Origin of the sequence: Desulfosarcina variabilis str. Montpellier (assembly GCF_048565275.1) — a bacterium.
GTDB lineage: Bacteria > Desulfobacterota > Desulfobacteria > Desulfobacterales > Desulfosarcinaceae > Desulfosarcina > Desulfosarcina variabilis.
Map to the genome: position 1 here is coordinate 1,264,315 of NZ_CP159846.1, position 18,841 is coordinate 1,283,155.

Sequence of the window (18,841 nt, forward strand, 5' to 3'; positions counted from 1 at the left end):
CTTATTCTAGTGCCGGGTCAGCGCGCTGTAAACCCTAACCAACTTGTCGGGTAGATCCTGCACGTTGCCGATAAGGGTATGATGAGTGTGTCCGTAAAGCCGGTCCAGCTGACCGTTATCACTGACATTGACGGTAATGGCCTTTACATGGATGTTTGCGGCGCGGGCCTCCATCACCGCTCGGCGGGTATCTTCCACCGCATAGGTGCCTTTGTACTCCAGATCGTTGGGAAACCCATCCCCCAGAATGAGAATCAACCGGACACGGGCCTGTTGCCGGGCAAGCTGGGCCGTGGCATGACGGATGGCCGCCCCCATGCGCGTGCTGCGTTGAGGGCGCATGGCGCTGATGCGTCCCTTGATCGAGTCGTCAAAGGGGGCATCCAGATCTTTGATTCGGTAATAATCCACTCCCAGCGGTCCAGTGCCGGAAAAGCCGGCGATGGCAAACCGGTCACCCACCACCTGCAGTGCCTCGCAAAGCAGAACGATGGCTTGTTTTTCCACATCAAGAACCCGCGTGCCATGCCGGTCCACGGCATTGGCCGTGGAGCGGGAGAGATCAACCAGCAGCAGGGCGGCAACATCCCGGATGCGTTTCATGCGTTTGATGAACAACCGGTCCGAAGGCATCAAGCCTGCCTTTTTGTCCAGGGCATAGTCCAAGAGGGCACGGTAATCAAAGGCATCGCCTTCTCGCCATTGGCGCAGGATGGTCATTTCCTCGGGGCGCAGCAGTTCGAAAGCGTAGCGGATGCGTCGGACCAGCCCGTGGAAGCGGTCGAGGGTGGTCTGGTAAAAGTGAGGATCATCGGGGGTGATCTCGCGCTCCAGCACGCGAACCCGGTCGGGAAAATAGTCCCCCATACAGATGTCCCATTCCCGGTAGCGGAAGGCATTGGCTGTATCGTCGCTGGCATCCGGCAACGCCAACCCGTGTTCACACAAAAGGGACGTCAGATCGAGGCCTGCCAGATCGCAGGTGCCGGTCGCATCATTGGGTTGCGACGATGGCCTGATCATCAACGCCACCAGGTCTGTCGATGATATCTGACCATTTTCGCGAACCAGCAGATCGTGGATGTCCGAACGATAGACCTTGATCTGGTGCTTTGCCAGATGATGGCGAAGGTCCACGGCCAGGCGGTGGTAGGCGGCGTGAAACGGGCCGAAAAAATTGGGATCCAGCCGGCGACCAAAGGGCAGGCGCAGCGGCTCATAAAGGACCGCTGCATCTGCTGCGCAAAGATCCGCCAACGGGCCGTAGAAGGCCTTGGTCAGGCGGGCACTGGTTGCCACGGTATCGTGGCCTGCGGACTGTTCCTGGTCAAAGCGGTCGGCCATTTGACTGAAAAAGGGGGGCCACGAAGGAAAATGGTCCCGCTTCATCTGGCAAACCAGGTGATGGTACAGGGGGAGCAGGGTTCCCCCGGTGGCATAGCCTGCTTTGGCTTGGAGTTGGCTGTCGGTGAGGGCCTTGCTGAGGCGACGGGACAGGCCCGGATAGCGCCCATGCACCTGCCGGGCGACGCGCGCATGCTCAAAGAGGGTAAACAGGTCCAGGGCCGGTTGGGAAAACTCGAAACCATTGATCAGCCGTTGCAGGTCGGATCGCCCCCCATCGGTTCCAGGGGGGGCCGATTGGGGGCCAATGAAATCGGTGCTCAGCGCTTTTTCCACATCCAGATCATAGGTGCCGAACTCGATGCCACCGGCTTCCAGACGCACCAGCAATTTGAACAAGGCGGCGTTGTCAGCTTTATCCTCAAGCAGATCCATCTCCTCCGCAAGATAGATGGTGTGTCCGTCACAGTGCACCAGAGGCGAATCAGACAGCTGATCGACCTTGTCATGCGTCCCGGTTGAATGGGGACGTACGGCCACGGCCAGGCCGGTGCGTGCCTGCAGGTAGCGCTCCAGCGAAGATCGGACCGCCGCAAGGGGCACCGCCACCTGCAGCGTTTGGCACACGGTTTTCGCCTGGTGGGAATCCAAGGCCAGGAATCGGGCACCCGCCTCCGCGTCGTGTCGGTAACGGACGATGGCCTGATCCAAAAAATCTCCCAGTGCCGGCTCCGTCAGTAAGTGCAGGCCCGCGGCCAGTCCCTGCAGATAGTCATCGGCCAGATGTTCGTCTTCGCCGATAATCCGCGTCAATCCCCGGATCTGCCACCAGCGGCGTCGACGGTCGAATCCGGTGACCGCCCGGGGAAGGGTATGGGTCAGATACAAGGATCGGTTATAGGTAATGTCCAATCCATAGGTGACGGTAAGCAACGCCAGAAAGGCATGGGCACTGGCCAGATCGTTTTCTTCGATCAGCTTGTCCAGGGCTTCCAGGGGGGCTTTTAAGGTGTAAGTACCCTTTTGGAGCATGATCTGGGTGGTTTTTTCGAAGTCGCCAACCACCCGGGCATCGTTGCAGAGCATTACGGGGACCAGATGGCGGGCGAAAAGCGTCCCCAGGGTAGGGCCCCGGGTTGCCGCTTGTTTCACCCATGCCAGGTAGCGGTCCTGATCGGCCCGAGTGCCGCCGGCCAGCATGTGTCCCAGGCCATCGGCCAGGGTGCGCCCATAAGAGACCTCCTCGGCCAGGGCGAGGATGAGCGTGTCGACAAAGTCACCCAGGCGGTGGATGTCTGCTGGTGCCTCCATACCGCCCAGATGTTCCCGAAAGCATTCGGCGGCCTGCGGGTCGGCAACCGCCAGATGGTCCATCAGTGCGGCAAATGACTGATGAGGCTTTGGGGGCAGGGGGGCGTCCATATTACAGCAGATCGTCGATGAGGTCGTTCAAGGTTTCCTGCAGACGGTCGTCGTCGGTCAGGGGCTGGCACAGTGCGGCGATGCAGGCCTGTTTGAAATCAATCCCCTGGCGCACCAGGCTGGCTGCATAGATCAAGAGCCGGGTCGATGCTCCCTCGGTCAGACCGTGTTCCCTGATATGACGGATTTTACCGGCCAGGGTCACCAGCCGGCTGGCCGTGTCATGATCCACCTTGCCTTCGGTGATGACGATGCGTGTTTCGTCCTCTGCTTCAGGGTAGTCGAAGGTCAGCGCCATAAAGCGCTGGCGGGTGCTTTGCTTGAGGTCCTTGAGCACCGATTGATAGCCGGGATTATAGGAAATGACCATGAGGAAATCGTCATGGGCCTGGATCACTTCACCTTTTTTATCGATGGACAGCACCCGGCGGTTATCGGTCAGTGGATGGATCACCACGGTTGTGTCTTTGCGCGCTTCCACCACTTCGTCCAGATAGCAAATGGCACCCATACGCACCGCCCGGGTCAAGGGACCGTCTACCCATACGGTTTGATCATCTTTCAGCAGATAACGACCGATCAGGTCCGAGGCGAAGAGGTCTTCATGGCAGGCAACCGTGATCAGCGGGCGTTTCAGGCAGTAGGCCATGTGTTCGACAAAACGGGTCTTTCCGCATCCTGTGGGACCTTTGAGCATAACCGGCAAGCGAGCTGCGGCCGCGGCTTCGAACAGATTGATTTCATCGCCGGTGCTCAAGTAAAACGGTTTGGTGTCGATGGTATAAGCAGCTTTTGATTGATGATTGTCCAACATGCGATTGTCCAGTTTATTGTCGTCTCCACCCTTGTGATCAAATACGATCGGCGAGTTGCCGTGAAAGCGTTCCGGGCGAACATCATTTGACAACACAGGTAGAGCGTATATATTGGCTGAGCTCCAACTGATCTTCTACATTGGCATTTAATGCGACATCAAGGAGAGTAACATACATTCGATGAACGATAAACTCAACAGCGAGATGCTACATCACCTCGAATACGAGGGCAAAACGGTCACCCTGGTGGGCACCGCCCACGTATCCAAAGATAGTGTGGATTTGGTCAAGTCCGTTATCGAAGCGGTCAACCCCGATACGGTTTGTGTGGAGCTTTGCGAGAGCCGGGCCCAATCCATTCGCCAGAAGCAGCGTTGGCAGGAGATGGATATCATGAAGGTGATCAAGGAAAAAAAGGCCTTCCTCCTGCTTTCCAACCTGATGCTGGCCTCTTTTCAAAAGCGTATTGCCGAGCGACTGGAAGTCGCCCCGGGCCAGGAAATGATCGAGGCCATGGCCTCGGCCGAGGCGGTGGGGGCAACGGTCTGTATGGCGGATCGGGATATTCGTACCACCCTGTCACGGACCTGGCGCAGCATGGGGCTGTGGGGCAAAGCCAAGCTGATTTTCCAGTTGATTCTGAGCCTGGGGGAGGTGGATGAAATCAGTGAAGAAGATGTGGAAAAAATGAAACAGCAGGATATGCTGGCCTCGATCCTGGACGAGGTGGGCAAGTCCATGCCTCAGGTCAGAGCCACACTCATCGATGAGCGCGACCGGTATTTGACGGAAAAGATCCGCACCGCCCCCGGACAGTCCATCGTGGCTGTGGTCGGTGCCGGGCACGTGCCGGGCATCAAGGCCACCTGGAATCAGTCGATCGATCTTGCTGCATTGGATGCCATGCCGCCCAAAAGCCAGACCGCCGGTTTTTTGAAGTGGTTCATCCCCTTTTGCATTTGTGCCATGATTATCTACGGCTTTTTTAGAGGCGGAACAGCGGCCGGAACCGACATGGTAACCTGGTGGGTGCTGGCCAACGGTATCCTGGCCGGTCTGGGGGCGTTGATTGCCCTGGGCCATCCGCTGACGATTCTGTCCTCGATTCTGGCTGCGCCGCTTACCTCGCTAAACCCGATGATTGCCGCCGGTTGGGTGTCCGGGCTGGTGGAGGCGTTCTCCCGCAAACCCAAGGTGATCGATTTCGAAAATCTGCCTACCGATATTCTGTCAGTCAAGGGGTTCTGGCGCAACAAAGTGACCCGGGTATTGCTGGTGGTGGTGTTCACCAACCTGGGCAGCGCCGTCGGTACCTTCATTGCCATCCCCATGATGATGAAATTTATTTAGCCGTTTTAAAGCGTTGAATGCCTGTTTAGATCGTGTCCGTCCAGAAATAGGCAAATGGGTCATTTCTGGATGGGCACGATAATGTCTGGCTTCAGGCTGGCTGCGCAATGGCCACAATGGTACGCTGAAAGATCTGGCCGTTGTCCAGATGATGCGTCATTTTCATGGTTTTCAGACGGCCATGGGCAAAATGTTGGATACACTCCGGATAGAGCTGCCACTCCTGTTCCAACCCTTTGCGTTTTACATCGTCCAGTGTATCGGTTTCCAATATGGGAAAGGTGCGCTGGCCGACGATGGGGCCGGAATCTTCGCCGTAGTCGATGAAATGGACCGTGCATCCGCCGACCTTGCATCCATACCGGAATGTATCGCCATAGCCGTCGACACCTGGAAAAGACGGCAATATCGCCGGATGAATGTTCATGATGCGCGGGTTTGCCGGGTCCCGATTAAAGCGGTTGATAAAATAGGGGGTCAGGTTGCGCATGAAGCCGGCCAGGACCAACAGATCTATGTGGCCGAAAGCGTCCATTTCGCTCAGCAGCCGGTGTTCGGCTACAGCTCGCGTACAAAGAAACGCATGAACCCTTTCTTCCGATGCCGATGCCGGAAACAGATGCTGTTTGGCCATTATTTCATCGAGATCAAAATCATCAGGCAGGGCAACCTCGGCGGGATCACGACGAAAGGATTGGATGATGGGGCCGTATTCCACGACAAAGCTTGGAATGTTGTGCGTTTTTGCCCGCTCCAGCCCCTTTACGCCAGGCTGATCCGATCCGACAAACACCATTTTCCCGTCAATCGTGCCGTTTTCACAGGCATCGATGATGGCTTGAAGATTGGTCCCGCCGCCTGAAATCAATGCCCCGATGCATATTTTCTCCATGGTATTCCCCTTATTCTTGTCCTTGTATTGATTTGGATCATTGAGTATTGATGGTCGGGTAGGGTGCTATCCTTGTGGTACCAGAGATGCCCGATGCATGTCAATTTGCACTCGGTGGTTGAGCCGTTAAAGTTATGCTGCTAAAGTTCGATATTGAATCATGTGGATGCCTTGTTGCATCCAAAAGTCATACGGGCAACCTCCTTGTAATTTTCAACGTCATCTTTAGGCTGGAATAAATCGATATGGAAGATGTTTACGTTGCCAGGCAACCCATCTTTGACCAGGCGAAGAATATTTACGCCTACGAGCTGCTATTCCGTAACGGCACGGCAAACTATGTGCCTGACATCGACGGTGATGTCGCTACCACCAGTTTGCTATCCAACACGTTTTTTACCATCGGGATGAAAGCCCTGACCGCAGGGAGAAAGACGTTCATCAACTTTACGCAGAACCTGCTTGAAAAGCAGGTCCCCCTGCTGTTGCCCAAAGAAACCACGGTCATTGAAATCCTCGAAGACGTCAAACCCGGTCATGCCTTGATCGAGGCATGTCAGAACATGGCATCCCGAGGATATATCATCGCGCTGGACGATTTTGTGTACAGCCAGGAGTTGGAACCGCTGATTGCAATGGCCGACATCATTAAATTTGATTTCCGCCTCACCCCCCGGGAGGAGATCGATACCTATCTAAAAAAATTGTCAAGCAACCCGTTGCGTCTTTTAGCTGAAAAAGTGGAAACCAACGACGAATTCGAAGCCGCGCGCCAAATGGGCTTTGAATTGTTTCAGGGATACTTTTTTTGTAAGCCGGAGATTATCCAGGGACGCGAAGTCAAAGGCTCTCAGGTCAATCTGATGCGCATTATGGCGCAGGTCAACAATGACGATTTCAGCCTGGATGAATTGGAACAACTGATGGCCCGGGACATGGGCATTTCTTATAAATTGTTTAAATATCTCAATTCAGCGTTTTTTTCACGTGCCAGCAAGGTTTCTTCGGTGAAAGAAGCCCTGGTGTATCTGGGGGAAAAAGAAATCCGCCGTTTTGTTTCCCTGATTGCCATGTCTCGTCTGGCCGCCGGTAAACCCAGCGAATTGATTCGTGCCGCATGTATTCGCGGCAAGTTCTGTGAGCTTTTGGGCCTTGACGCCAAGGAACCGGTTGCCGCCTCGGAGATGTTTACCTTGGGTATGTTCTCGCTGATTGACGCCGCCATCGATCAGCCCATGGAAAAGATATTGGACGACCTTCCCCTGTCCAGCCCCATTAAACTTGCCCTGATCCATGCCAAGGGGCGCCTTGCCGGATACATCGAATTGGTACGGTCTTATGAGGCGGGGCGATGGCAGCCTGTGTCCCGCCTGGCCACAGCCTTGAAACTCAATCTGGCAACCCTGCCTTCCCTCTATTTAAAGGCCTGTGAGTGGAGTGATCTTACCACCAAAGCCGCTTGAAAAAAGAACCCTTAAATTGTGAACAATCGCTGTGATTATGGTGCTGCTGGCATACGCTGACGGTTGACAAGATAGGTGCATGTTATTATGTTAAATTGAATTTTTTATAACAAAAACCGCGTCAGAAACTAATACTTGATCTATCAAATTGTTGATCCTAACATATACTTGAAAGGAAATTCCATCATGGCAGCAGGCATCAAGGAAATAGAAGACAGCAGTTTTGATACAGAAGTGATGAAGAGCGACAAACCCGTTGTCGTTGATTTTTGGGCGCCCTGGTGCGGTCCCTGTAAAGCCATTGGCCCGATTCTTGACGAATTGGCCACCACTTATGGCGAAAAGGTCAAATTCACCAAATGTAATGTGGACGACAATCCGATAACGCCTGGTAAATTTGGCATCAAAGCCATCCCGACCCTGATTTTTTTCAAGGATGGTGAAGTGACGGACCAGATTACCGGCATGGTGGCCAAAGGCAAGCTGGAGGAGGCCCTGAATAACGTGCTTTCCTGATAACGAACGGCCATTGCACCAAGGTCGATCAATTACCGGCGATGACCCACCCACCATTGCAGGGACATCGCCGGTAGTGGTTGTATGGGCGGGAAGGACCATATCATCTGTGTCTGTGCCATGGGTCGGGGGATGACCACCGCCCCGAAAGTCTGCCTGTTCCTCCGAGGGATCCTAAAAATTTAAAACCGGTGCCTACAAAAAAGAGAGTGTTGTTGACCATGAAACGGTTGCTTCTGGTTTGCATGAGTGCATTGATTCTGCTGCTCGCTTGCGCGGGATCCGAACCCAAAGAAGAAAAAACCGCCCAAGAGCTGGTTCAAGATGGCGTTGCTTTCTTCGAAGAAGGGAAATACAAAAAGGCCATTGAAGAATTTGAAACCTTAAGGGATTGGTACCCCTTTTCCAAATACGCGATTCTGGCGGAACTGAAAATCGCGGATGGATACTTTAATTTGGAGTCTTATGCGGATGCCATTTTTGCCTACGAGGAGTTTGAACAGCTGCATCCCCGAAATGAAGCGGTTCCCTATGTCATTTTCCGCATTGGCAGATCCTATTTCAACCAGATCGATACCATTGATCGGGACCAGACCAATGCCGAAAAGGCCCTTGAAACTTACCGCCGCCTGGTTCAGCAATATCCCACGGATGTTTATGCCGGGATGGCCCGGAGCGATATGCTGGCCTGTTATCAAAGTCTTGCCGGCCATGAGTATTATGTGGGGGTATTTTATTACAAGAACAAGAATTACAAGGCCGCCAAGATTCGCTTTACCAGTGTGATAAACAACTATCCGGATGTGGGCTTCCATCAACCGTCCCTGACCTATCTGGCCAATTGCGAGACCTGGATTCAATCCCAAGGGCAGCCCTCGGCCAATCAAACAGATTAAGGTTTTTGGCAAACCATCATAAAATCGCTTTACATAGGGGATGAATTAATGTAACAAAACCAAGTTTGAAAAGCATCTATTCAGTATTTCCATAAAGGTAACAACGTTAAAGAACGGAGAAAAACAGTCATGTCAAAGATGTGTGAAATATGCGGGAAAAAACCCATGGTGGGAAGCAATATCAGCCACGCCCATAATATCACCAAACGTCGTTTCAACCCCAATTTGCAAAGTGTCCGTGCACTGCATAACGGGCAGGTGAAACGGATGGTGGTCTGCACCCAGTGCATCAAGTCGGGTAATGTGGTCAAGGCACCTTAATGGCGTGCCTCAACCCAGTCGTTTCACTTCCAACACCTGCTTCACTTGTTTGAGTGCCTCCACGACACGGTTCAGATGATCCGTGCCTTGCACGGACACCGTAAAGTAGCCGTCAACGGTTTGATTTTCCTGGGTTTCGGTGTGAGCGCTCAAGATATTGGCGCCACTTTTACTGATGTTGGCCGCCACATCCGCCAATAACCCTACCCGGTCGATGGATCGCACGAGGATTTTGACCGGGTAGGCGTCTGTGGTTTCTTGATTCCACTCTACTTCGATCTGACGTTCCGGACTCATCTTCATGGCATTGATGCAACCGGTGCGGTGGACCGTTACCCCGTAACCACGCGTAATATAGCCGGTAATGGGGTCACCGGGAACCGGTTGGCAGCATTTGCCAAAACGCACCAGGATATCGTCCATCCCCTTGACCACCACCCCGCCTTTTTCCCTTTTTTTCTTAACTTTGGCGACGATTTTATTGAAGATGGATTCGGTGTTATCGATTTCTTCACGGGGGGTGATTTTGCGGATGATCTGCAGCGGAGTGATCTTACCATAGCCCACACTGGCGATGAGATCTTCGGTCTGCTTGAATCCGAAGCTTTCCACCACCTTTTCCATCTCTTCGGATTTGAGCATGGTATTGAAATTCAGCCGGAACTTGCGGAATGCCTTTTCGCACATTTCCCGGCCCAGTGAGATGCTGCGCTCTTTTTCCTGGGTTTTGATCCATTGGCGGATGCGCGAACGCGCCTTGACCGTTTTGACGAAGTTGAGCCAATCCTTGGATGGATGGTTGCCTTTGCTGGTGATGACCTCGACGATTTCACCGGTTTGAAGTTCATATTTGAGGGGTACCATGCGTCCGTTGACCTTGGCCCCGACGCACTGGGCCCCGACTTCGGAGTGGATCAAATAGGCAAAATCCACCGGCGTCGCGCCTTTGGGGAGCGACTTGATTTCTCCTTGGGGGGTAAACACATAGACTTCATCGGGAAACAGATCGATGCGGACGTTTTCCAGAAATTCATTGGGATCCCGGAACGCCTCCTGGTTTTCCACCAGATTCTGCACCCAGGCAAAGGTTTTAGAGACATTTTCGTCAATGACCTTGCCCTCTTTGTAGCTCCAATGCGCGGCAATGCCCGATTTGGCCACCCGGTCCATCTCAACGGTGCGAATCTGGATCTCGATCCGCTCGCCAAAAGGACCGATGACGGTGGTATGCAGGCTCTGGTACATGTTCGGCTTGGGCATGCCGATGTAGTCTTTGAATTTTTTGGCGATGGGACGCCACAGGCTGTGCATGAGCCCCAGGGCTTCGTAGCATTGGGGAATGGTATCCAGAATGATCCGGAAGGCGATGATATCATAGACTTCTTCAAAGGGCAGGTTCTGACTCAGCATTTTTTGGTGAATACTGTAAAAATGCTTGTAACGGCCCATGACATCGGCTTTTAAATTGTTTTTTTCCAGTTCTTTTTCGATGTAGCGTTTTACGGTCGCGACATACTTTTCCCGGTCTTCCTTGTCCTTGGCCACCCGCCGTCGAAGCTCTTCATGGGCCTCGGGATTGAGAAACGCAAACGATCGGTTTTCCAACTCGTTTTTTATCCAGTAGATACCGAGCCGTGCGGCAATGGGTGCGTAGATGTCGATGGTTTCCTTGGCGATCTTTTTCTTTTTGGCCTCACTTTTATGATACTGAAGGGTGCGCATGTTGTGCAGGCGATCGGCCAGTTTGATCAGGATGACCCGGATATCATCGGCCATGGCCAGGAGCATTTTACGAATGCTTTCCGCCTCCCGGGCCTGGGCACTGTTGAAGGGCAGTTTACTTAATTTGGTGACGCCGGCGACGATGTGAAGGACGTCGTGCCCGAAGATCTCGCCGATTTCCTCTTCCGTGGCGTGCGTGTCCTCGATGACGTCGTGGAGCAATCCCGCGGCGATACTCACCGAATCCAGCTTCATATCGGCCAGGATGCCGGCCACTTCCAGGGGGTGGGAAAGATACGGCTCACCAGACAGTCGCATCTGGCCGTCATGGACCCGGGCCGAGAAAATATAGGCCCGGTCAATGATATCCACATCCGCATCGGGATGATTTTCGGTGACCTTATCGAGGATGTCGGTGATTCGAATCATGGTCAATAGGCTTTGGCAAAGACCACCCGTGTATCACTGGGCTTACCACAGCAAATACAGGCACCTTTTTCTTTGGTGGCCTCAAGGGGAATGCAACGAATGGTGACGTTCAGATCCTCCTTGATTTTCGCCTCACACGCCGGGTCTCCGCACCAATGGGACATGGCAAAGCCGCCGTGGATCTCCGGTTTTTCAGCGTTTTGTGGGGTGAACCAGTCGTAAAAAACCTTGCGATCGTCTACCTCACGGGTATTTGCATCCCTGAACTCGCAGGCCCGTTCAAACAGGTTGGTCTGAATTTCGTCCAGAATCGTGGTCAACTGACCAATGAACGCTTCGCGCTGCATGGCGGTTTTGTCCCGGTGGGATTTGTCGCGACGACCCACGAATACGCAGTCCTGGGCAATATCCCGGGGACCGATCTCCACGCGAACAGGAATTCCTTTTTTGATCCAGTCCCATCCCCGGGCACCCCCGATCTGGCGGTCGTCGATCTCCACAACCACATCTTTGTCCGCGTAGCGGATGTCTCTCAGTGCGGAGGCCAGGCCATTGACATACTCCATCACTGTCTGCCGGTCTTCCGGGCTTCGGTAAATGGGCAGCAGGACCACATGCGCCGGTGCGACCCGGGGCGGCATGATGATGCCGTCATCGTCACCGTGGGTCATGATCAGGCCGCCAATCATGCGGGTGGACGTTCCCCAGGAGGTGGTCCAGGCATAGCTTTCAGTTTCGTTTTCGGTCTGGAAGCGGATGTCTGAGGCTTTGGCGAAGTTTTGACCCAGAAAATGAGACGTTCCGGCCTGCAGGGCCTTGCGGTCCTGCATCATGGCTTCGATGCAAAGGGTATCCACGGCACCGGGGAACCGCTCGGCAGCGGTTTTTCTTCCCTGGATGACCGGCATCGCCAAATAGTCCTGAACCATACGCGTGTAAACATCCAGCATCATTTGGGTGCGTTCGATCGCTTCGGTATCTGTGGCGTGGGCTGTGTGTCCCTCCTGCCACAGAAACTCACTGGTGCGCAGGAAAATCCGTGTGCGCATCTCCCAGCGCACAACATTGGCCCATTGGTTGATCAGCAGGGGCAGATCCCGATAGCTGCTGACCCACTTGGAAAAGGAGTCGCCAATGATGGTTTCGGAGGTGGGACGCACCACCAGAGGCTCGGTAAGCGCACCGCCAGGCGCCAGTTTGCCCTCCGCGGTTTGCTCCAGCCGATGATGGGTGACCACGGCGCATTCCTTGGCAAAGCCTTCCACATGCTCGGCTTCTTTTTCCAGGAAGCTTACGGGAATAAAGAGCGGGAAGTAGGCGTTTTTAACCCCGGTGGATTTGAACATGCGGTCCATCTGAGCCACGATATTTTCCCACAGCGTATAGCCCCAGGGCTTGATCACCATACAACCTCTAACCGGGGAGCGTTCGGCCATGTCAGAGGCTTTAATGACTTGTTGATACCATTCCGGATAGTCATCCGCCCGTGAAGGCGAGATGGCGTTTTTTGGCTGTTTTCCCATGCCTACCTCTCTATCATCTATCGATCGTGTTGGTCACCGGCCACTTTTTACGAGTTTCTCAGTTTTATCGACCAGGAAAAATGTCAACGCGGCTTAAGTTTGCTGTTCAAATTCGTCCACCGCTTCCAGTACCACATCCACCAGCTGGGCTTGAGGAAACTTTTTGACCACCTGCCCTTTTTTGAATAAAATCCCCACCCCATTGCCACCGGCAACGCCGATATCCGCTTCACGGGCTTCACCCGGTCCGTTGACCACACATCCCATGATTGCCAATTTGACCGGCACGGTGCGGGTCAACAGGGCTTTTTCCACCCGGTCGACAATATCGAATAGGGGAATGTCGCATCGTCCGCAGGTGGGACAGGAAATGATTTCCGGCCCCCGATGCCGAATGTCCAGGGCCCGCAGAATCTCATATCCCACACGGATTTCCTCCACCGGGTCCCGCGTGAGTGACACACGCAAGGTGTCGCCAATCCCCTCGGCCAAAAGGGTTCCGATGCCCAGGGCCGATTTAACGATGCCCGAATACAGTGATCCCGCTTCGGTAACCCCCACATGCAGGGGCAGGTCGGTCTGTTGGGACAGCAGCCGGTACGCCTCAAGGGTTCGGGGAACATCGGAGGCTTTGATGGAGATTTTAATATCGTGGAAATCCAGGTCCTGCAGCAGTGCCGCGTGACGCAGGGCACTTTCCACCATGCCGGCGGCAGTGACACCTTTATATCGGTCCAGGATGTCCTTTTCCAACGAGCCGGCATTGACGCCAATGCGGATGGGAATACCGTGGTCCTTGGCGCAATCCACCAGGGCGCGAACGTTTTTACGGCTGCCGATATTGCCCGGATTGAATCGCAGCCCGTCGGCGCCATGCCGGGCTGCGGCAATGGCCAGGCGATAATCAAAATGGATGTCCGCGATCAGGGGAATGGTGATCGCTTGCTTGATGCGATCAATTGCGGCCGCTGCTGATTGATCCGGCACGGCCACGCGGATGATCTCACACCCGGCGGCGGTCAACTGTTGAATCTGCCTGATCGTGGCAGACACATCATCGGTTTTCGTGTTGGTCATGGACTGAACACTGATGGGGGCGCCACCGCCAACAGCAACATTACCAACCATGATCCGGCGGGTTTTTTTTCGAGCGATAGATATTGGCATCTTGCGTTGAAACTCCTGCATGCGTCAGGCACCGACTCCGCAGAAAGGATTACTGCGCTTTTCCACGCCAATGGTGGTATTGCCCATATGTCCCGGATAAACTTTAACACTTTCATCCAGTGCAAAAAGTTTGGTTCGGATGCTGTTGATCAGGGCCTCGAAACTGCCCCCGGGAAAGTCGGTTCGGCCAATGGAGCCGGCAAAGAGCGTGTCACCGACAAATACCGCCTTTTGATTGGCACCGTTTTTTTCGTACTCCGTATACAGGCAAATGCCTCCGGGGGTATGACCGGGGGTGTGTAGAACGGTCAAGGTGTGGGTGCCGAAGGTGATCGTATCCCCATCTTCCAGCAGCCGGTCGGCTGCCGGAGAATTCTCCGCCCGCATCCCCCATGCGGCGGCCGAGGCGGCGAGTTGGCTCAGCATGGGCGCATCCGCGCTATGAATTTGGATATCGGCACCGGTCACGTCTTTGAGTTTTTTATTGGCGCCCACATGATCGAAATGACCATGGGTGTTGATGATATGCTCGACGGTCAATTGATCACCTGCCAGCGTGGTCAGAATCCGATCCGAATCATCGCCGGGATCGATTACCACAGCCTTGCGGGTTTCTTCACAACCGAGAATAAAACAGTTTGCCTGAATGGGGCCTAAAGGCATTTGACGAATAATCAAGACAATCCTCCCTGAATATGAGGTGGCGTCACTTACCTTCTCGTGACGCAATCTCATCTTATAACCAGTTTACGATTTGTATCCCTAAATCATTCCAGTCAGCGTTTTACCGTGCAAAGTATTGAAGGTGGCCGGAAATCGACAGTTGATGGATGGAATCGCTATTCATCGGTTTTTGGAATGCGTTGAAGCTTGTCTGCTTCCATGGCCAAGCGAATGCTATCCAGGATACCGTTGATGAATGCACCGGACTCTTCCGTGCCAAATCGTTTTCCCACATCAATGGCCTCGTTGATGGAGACTTTGGGGGGGATATCGGCACAATAGAGCAATTCATAGACGGCAATGCGCAGGATATTTCGATCCACGCAAGACATGCGTGAGATCTTCCAGTTGCTGGAGAACTGCTCGATCACTGCGTCAATGGTTTCACGATTTTCTCTGACGCCATCCACCAGCCGATGAAAAAAAGGGCCGGCCGGCTTGTCTTGGGTAAAACAGCTACAAAATAGTTCGACGGGATCTTCTTCCGGATCCCTGTGCATGTCCATGTAAAACAGGGCCTGCAGGGCCTGTTCTCTGGATATTCGACGGGTTCCCATTATCCCTTTCCCACGACCTCCATCAGATTGGCCATCTCGACAGCGGCCACGGCGGCATCCCACCCCTTGTTACCGGCTTTGGTGCCGGCCCGTTCAATGGCCTGCTCGATGGTATCGGTGGTGAGAATGCCGAAAATAATAGGCAATCCGCTCTCCATGCTTGCCTGAGCAATCCCTTTGGACGCCTCGGCGCAAACATAATCAAAATGGGGGGTGGCCCCGCGGATCACAGCACCCAGACAAATCACTCCATGGTACTTTTTACTTCTGGCCATTTTTTGGGCTAACAGTGGAATTTCAAACGCACCGGGGACCTTGACAATGTCGATGTCTGCATCTTTGGCACCGCTACGGGTCAGGGCATCCACGGCCCCCCCAACGAGCCTGTCGGTAATAAAATCGTTGAAACGGCTGGCAATAATGCCAAATCGTTTTCCTTTGGCCACCAAGCCGGCTTCGATAATATTTGGCATGGGACGGTTTTCCTCTCCTTATTGATGCGTTACGGTTTCTTCAAAACTCAGGGTGTGACCCATCTTCAACTTTTTACATTCCAGATAACAGCGGTTGTATTCGTTGGGTTCAACTTCGATGGGAACCTGTTCCACCACGCTAAGGCCGTAACCTTCAAGCCCGATCATTTTCTTGGGGTTGTTGGTCAACAGGCGCATTTTGCGGACACCGACATTGACCAGCATCTGAGCACCGATGCCATAATCGCGCAGGTCATCCTTAAACCCCAGCTTCAGGTTGGCTTCCACCGTGTCCATGCCTTTGCAGCGTTGCAACTCATACGCCTTGAGCTTGTTGATCAGGCCGATCCCGCGACCTTCCTGGCGCAGGTAAAGAATCACGCCGGCCCCCTCTTCGTTGATCATTGCCATGGCCTTGTGGAGCTGGTCGCCGCAGTCACAGCGCAGACTGCCGAAGATGTCACCGGTCATGCATTCCGAGTGGACCCGGACCATGGTGGGAGTATCGGCATCGATGTCTCCCTTGACCAATGCGATATGAGTAAGATCGTCGACATCGTTTTCAAAAGCGATCATTTTGAAATCACCGCCGTGGAGGGTGGGGATCACGGTTTCCGCTGCCCGATGCACAAAACTTTCCGTGCGAATGCGATACTCTACCAGATCAGCGATGGTGCAGATACCAATCCCATGTTCTTCACTGAAGGTTTCCAACGTGGGCATGCGGGCCATGGTGCCGTCATCGTCCATGATTTCACAGATCACCCCAGCGGGTTTGAGGCCGGCCAGCCGTGCCAGATCCACACTGCCCTCGGTCTGTCCCACCCGTACCATGACCCCGCCGTCACGGGCACGCAACGGAAAAATGTGGCCCGGGCGGGTCAGGTCGCCGGCCTTGGCATCGTCAGCCACGGCGGCAAGAACCGTCGTTGCCCGATCGGCGGCCGAGATGCCGGTGGTGACACCGCATTTGGCCTCGATCGATACGGTAAAACCGGTTTCAAAGGGGCTGGTATTGTTTTCTACCATCATCGGCAGGTTCAGCCGGGCACAGCGCTCTTTGGTGAGCGACAGACAGATCAGACCTCTACCGTACTTGGCCATGAAATTGATGGCTTCGGGAGTTACTTTTTCAGCGGCCATGGTCAGGTCACCTTCGTTTTCCCGATCTTCATCGTCAACGAGAATGACCATCTTGCCGTTTTTAATGTCTTCTATGGCCTGTTCGATGGAAATTTTTGGCATGGTGGACGTTATCTCCTAAAATCATTTAAAGATGGTCCATGTTAATGACGGGGGCTATGCAATGGGACCATCCTTGTATCACCAACACCCCCTGTGGATTTGCTACACCCCTGTGGGTCTTTATCAGATAAATCCGGACTTGGCCAGAAGAGCCATATCGACACTGCCACCAGGCTTTGCCTCGGCTTGATTGGCCGGTGCCGGGTTGAGGACGAACCGCTCGACATATTTGCCGATCATATCCGTTTCAATATTGACGGCATCACCCACTTTTTTGAGGCCGATGGTGGTCAGGCCGGCTGTGTGGGGAATGATGCTGACGTCGAAGGAGGATGAATCGCAGCGGTTGATGGTCAGGCTGGTCCCGTCAACAGCCACGGAGCCTTTCTCGATCATATAGCGGGCCAGCTGGGAAGGAACCGTATAGGTGATAATGATGGCATTGGCCAGGCTCTTTCTTTTCTTTAGCATGCCCATTCCATCCACATGGCCGGAAACCAGATGGCCATCCAACCGATCGGATAGCTTTAAGGCCCGTTCCAGATTGACCCGGTCGCCGATTTTGATTTTCCCCAACACGCTACGATTTAAAGTTTCAGGGGATACATCCACGGTAAACCGCCGGCCTTGGAGGGTGACCGCTGTCAGGCAGGCACCATTGACGGCAATACTGTCGCCAATTCGGGTGCCATCCAGATCAAAATCAGCAGCAATGGTCATGCGGCTGCCCTGGCCGGAATTGGCAATGGCCGAAATGGTGCCCAACCCTTCGATAATTCCTGTAAACATGGTCTTTAAAATAAGGTGTAAACGGTTGTTGTCAATTGATTAGCGGGGGGTGAGATAGCCCTGAAGCATCACATCCGGCCCCACTTGCGATACGGTCAAATCGTTAACGGCAATGCTTTCCTGCATGGTTTCCGGACCCTTGCCCCGGCAAATGGGAATCCCGTCGTCACCGCCCAGGATCTTTGGGGCATAAAAGAAACAAATCTTATCCACGATACCTGCGGTAAGTGCCGAGCCCATGACCGTGCCTCCGCCTTCGATGAGCAGGCTGGTAATTCCTTCACTGCCCAACTGATCCATCAGCAGGGCAAGATCGATGCGATTCGCGTTCACTGCCCCTGTGATTACCCGGGCACCGGCGGTTTCCAATGCCGCTCGTCGATCCGCCGGGGCCTCCGGTCCACAGATCACCCAGGTGGACGCGCTGGATGCCTGGTGCAGCATTTTTGCCGTGGGAGGCATGCTTAAACGGGTATCCAGAATGATACGTGTCGGATCTGATCCAGGCTCATCACCAGTAAGGCGCGTGGTCAGGCTGGGGTTGTCGGCAATGGCGGTTTGCACGCCCACCATGATGCCGTCCACCGCATGGCGGAGTTGATGCACCACCCCACGGGCCGCCGGACCGGTGACCCATTTGGAATCCCCATTTTTCGTGGCGATCCGTCCGTCCAGGGTGGCGGCACATTTGGCAATCACGAATGGCCGGCCGGTGGTGACCCAGGTGACAAAGCCTTCATTTAACCGCCGGGCGTCTTTCTCACAAACGCCGGTGGTCACTTCCAGACCCTGATCCTGAAGGTATTGATTGCCACCGCCGGTGACGCCCGGATTGGGATCCGGCATGGCCACGACCACACGTTTTATCCCGGCGTCCAGAATTTTGCGGGTACATGGCGGGGTGCGGCCGAAATGATTGCATGGTTCCAGGGTGACATAAATGGTGGCCCCATCGGCCTTATCGCCGGCGTCATCAATGGCGTTGACTTCGGCGTGCGGACCACCGGCGCGCCGGTGGTAACCGCGGCCGACAATTGTTCCGTTTTTAACCACAACGGCACCAACCATGGGGTTGGGCGATGTCCATCCGCGCCCTTTTTCAGCCAGGGCCAGGGCCTGTTGCATGAATGTTTGGTCGTCCATGGGGTGTTAATCTTAACGCAAGAAGGTGTTTATAATCATTGTCTGCCTCAA

The 18,841-nt window shown here is 54.1% G+C and carries 17 protein-coding genes; 5 read left to right on the forward strand and 12 right to left on the reverse strand.

Annotated elements, in window-relative coordinates; genetic code table 11:
* Window positions 1–6 precede the first annotated feature (6 nt).
* Window positions 7–2,766, reverse strand: a complete 2,760-nt coding sequence (locus Dvar_RS05535) for a nitric oxide reductase activation protein NorD (protein ID WP_419660707.1) — start codon at window positions 2,764–2,766, stop codon at window positions 7–9.
* 1 nt (window position 2,767) lies between these two features.
* Complete coding sequence (locus Dvar_RS05540) at window positions 2,768–3,580, reverse strand: CbbQ/NirQ/NorQ/GpvN family protein (protein WP_419660708.1); 813 nt, start codon at window positions 3,578–3,580, stop codon at window positions 2,768–2,770.
* 181 nt (window positions 3,581–3,761) lie between these two features.
* On the opposite strand from Dvar_RS05540, the gene Dvar_RS05545 reads away from it, so the two are divergent.
* Window positions 3,762–4,931 carry a TraB/GumN family protein gene (locus tag Dvar_RS05545; RefSeq protein WP_419660709.1) on the forward strand — a complete coding sequence of 390 codons (1,170 nt, stop codon included), beginning with the start codon at window positions 3,762–3,764 and terminating at the stop codon, window positions 4,929–4,931.
* A 91-nt stretch (window positions 4,932–5,022) separates the two neighbouring features.
* Here Dvar_RS05545 and purN read toward each other — a convergent pair whose 3' ends face one another.
* Entirely contained in the window at window positions 5,023–5,823 is an 801-nt protein-coding gene (gene purN / locus Dvar_RS05550; RefSeq protein ID WP_419660710.1) for a phosphoribosylglycinamide formyltransferase, read from the reverse strand.
* 245 nt (window positions 5,824–6,068) lie between these two features.
* Between purN and Dvar_RS05555 the strand changes: the two genes are divergently transcribed.
* The 4 genes from Dvar_RS05555 (at window position 6,069) to rpmB (ending at window position 9,019) form a co-directional block, all read left to right on the forward strand.
* Complete coding sequence (locus tag Dvar_RS05555; RefSeq protein WP_419660711.1) at window positions 6,069–7,286, forward strand: EAL and HDOD domain-containing protein; 1,218 nt, start codon at window positions 6,069–6,071, stop codon at window positions 7,284–7,286.
* 186 nt (window positions 7,287–7,472) lie between these two features.
* The gene (trxA, locus tag Dvar_RS05560; RefSeq protein WP_419660712.1) at window positions 7,473–7,802 is read left to right on the forward strand and encodes a thioredoxin; all 330 of its coding nucleotides are present in this window, start codon (window positions 7,473–7,475) and stop codon (window positions 7,800–7,802) included.
* 221 nt (window positions 7,803–8,023) lie between these two features.
* On the forward strand, window positions 8,024–8,698 hold the full coding sequence (locus Dvar_RS05565) for an outer membrane protein assembly factor BamD (RefSeq protein ID WP_419660713.1): 675 nt from the start codon (window positions 8,024–8,026) through the stop codon (window positions 8,696–8,698).
* A 129-nt stretch (window positions 8,699–8,827) separates the two neighbouring features.
* Complete coding sequence (gene rpmB / locus Dvar_RS05570; protein WP_419660714.1) at window positions 8,828–9,019, forward strand: 50S ribosomal protein L28; 192 nt, start codon at window positions 8,828–8,830, stop codon at window positions 9,017–9,019.
* A gap of 9 nt (window positions 9,020–9,028) precedes the next feature.
* On the opposite strand, the gene Dvar_RS05575 is transcribed toward rpmB, so the two are convergent.
* The 9 genes from Dvar_RS05575 to ribD all read right to left on the reverse strand — a co-directional run bounded on the left by Dvar_RS05575 (window position 9,029) and on the right by ribD (window position 18,790).
* A complete protein-coding gene (locus Dvar_RS05575) occupies window positions 9,029–11,170 on the reverse strand; it encodes a RelA/SpoT family protein (protein WP_419660715.1) in 2,142 nt (713 codons plus the stop codon).
* Between the two features lie 2 nt (window positions 11,171–11,172).
* Window positions 11,173–12,693, reverse strand: a complete 1,521-nt coding sequence (proS, locus tag Dvar_RS05580) for a proline--tRNA ligase (RefSeq protein ID WP_419660716.1) — start codon at window positions 12,691–12,693, stop codon at window positions 11,173–11,175.
* Window positions 12,694–12,786: 93 nt separating this feature from the next.
* Window positions 12,787–13,860, reverse strand: coding sequence for a flavodoxin-dependent (E)-4-hydroxy-3-methylbut-2-enyl-diphosphate synthase (ispG, locus tag Dvar_RS05585; RefSeq protein ID WP_419660717.1), 1,074 nt, complete (start codon window positions 13,858–13,860; stop codon window positions 12,787–12,789).
* Window positions 13,861–13,884: 24 nt separating this feature from the next.
* Complete coding sequence (locus Dvar_RS05590) at window positions 13,885–14,538, reverse strand: MBL fold metallo-hydrolase (RefSeq protein ID WP_419660718.1); 654 nt, start codon at window positions 14,536–14,538, stop codon at window positions 13,885–13,887.
* A gap of 161 nt (window positions 14,539–14,699) precedes the next feature.
* Window positions 14,700–15,140, reverse strand: coding sequence for a transcription antitermination factor NusB (gene nusB / locus Dvar_RS05595; protein ID WP_419660719.1), 441 nt, complete (start codon window positions 15,138–15,140; stop codon window positions 14,700–14,702).
* Window positions 15,140–15,613, reverse strand: a complete 474-nt coding sequence (gene ribE, locus Dvar_RS05600; protein ID WP_419660720.1) for a 6,7-dimethyl-8-ribityllumazine synthase — start codon at window positions 15,611–15,613, stop codon at window positions 15,140–15,142. The genes nusB and ribE overlap by 1 nt, the downstream gene beginning before the upstream one ends.
* Before the next feature lie 18 nt (window positions 15,614–15,631).
* The gene (locus Dvar_RS05605) at window positions 15,632–16,858 is read right to left on the reverse strand and encodes a bifunctional 3,4-dihydroxy-2-butanone-4-phosphate synthase/GTP cyclohydrolase II (RefSeq protein WP_419660721.1); all 1,227 of its coding nucleotides are present in this window, start codon (window positions 16,856–16,858) and stop codon (window positions 15,632–15,634) included.
* Between the two features lie 123 nt (window positions 16,859–16,981).
* A complete protein-coding gene (locus Dvar_RS05610) occupies window positions 16,982–17,647 on the reverse strand; it encodes a riboflavin synthase (protein WP_419660722.1) in 666 nt (221 codons plus the stop codon).
* Between the two features lie 39 nt (window positions 17,648–17,686).
* The gene (gene ribD / locus Dvar_RS05615) at window positions 17,687–18,790 is read right to left on the reverse strand and encodes a bifunctional diaminohydroxyphosphoribosylaminopyrimidine deaminase/5-amino-6-(5-phosphoribosylamino)uracil reductase RibD (protein ID WP_419660723.1); all 1,104 of its coding nucleotides are present in this window, start codon (window positions 18,788–18,790) and stop codon (window positions 17,687–17,689) included.
* Window positions 18,791–18,841 lie beyond the last annotated feature (51 nt).